Raw genomic sequence first — 952 nt, forward strand, 5'->3', positions numbered from 1 at the left:
GGGGATGCCGTTCAGCTGTTCGGGCAGCGCGCCACCAGGCGTGACCACCGCGACCTGGTCGCCACTTGCCCAAGAGACCGGATCAGACGCCTGGTGCGGCTTGTAGATCGGCACCTTGTCGCCCTTCGTATTCAGCTCCGGGTGCCAGGCTGTCGGGGCGAGCTTGAGCTCGGATTCAGAAGGCGAGTCATCGGCACTGCGCGTGTTGCCTTCGACATGTGCTTTCACCGGCGCGGCACCCTTTATGTTCTTCTCCAAATCACTCACTGGATCCCCCGAAACGTCGTAGCAGGTCGACAGCCTGGCCAACGACCTTGTCAAACAACTGGCCAACCTCTTCTGGGCCTCACCAGAGAATAACCGAGCGTTCAAGTCTCGAACGGCTGGTCGGAATAGCGCACATACCTGCGGTAGGCGCACCCTTCGAACCCCCTTACTCGACGGGAGACCATCATGGGAACCGCGAGCAGCGCCACTTCTCGCGAGCCTTGGAACAGGGGAAAGCTCGTCGAGCAGAAGGCGCCCTTCAAGCACCGCTTGCCGTGGCCCTCTTGCCACCGATCACTCAACGGGAACTGATCAACTGCTCGGGCACGAAATGATCACAATGGCGTCATGAAACACCTTCTTGTCCTGACTCTGTTGGCCACCGCCTTCGCTGCTCACGCTGAGCATGTGGGGGAAGTCGATACCGTGTTCAAGCTCATCGGCCCCGACCACAAGATCGTTGTCGACGCCTATGACGACCCCGATGTCAAGGGAGTCACTTGCTATGTTTCGCGAGCCAAGACTGGTGGTGTCAAGGGCGCGCTCGGTCTGGCAGAAGACAAGGCAGAGGCGTCCATCGCCTGCCGGCAGACCGGGCCGATTTCGTTTCCCAAGCCGCTCAAGCAGCAGGATGAAATGTTCAGCGAGCGGATCTCGCTGGTCTTCAAGCGCTTGCGCGTGGTGC

The 952-nt window shown here is 60.3% G+C and carries 1 protein-coding gene and 1 pseudogene; one reads left to right on the forward strand and one right to left on the reverse strand.

What is annotated here, in order from left to right:
- Positions 1-228: pseudogene (locus tag AC1DYI_RS36855) on the reverse strand (hypothetical protein); the annotation flags it as partial.
- 387 nt (positions 229-615) lie between these two features.
- On the opposite strand from AC1DYI_RS36855, the gene AC1DYI_RS36860 reads away from it, so the two are divergent.
- Positions 616-952 (forward strand): CreA family protein (locus AC1DYI_RS36860; RefSeq protein WP_477209027.1); only part of this gene is annotated, 337 nt, incomplete at its 3' end.

It is taken from the genome of Ideonella sp. P3_A4 (assembly GCF_056403075.1).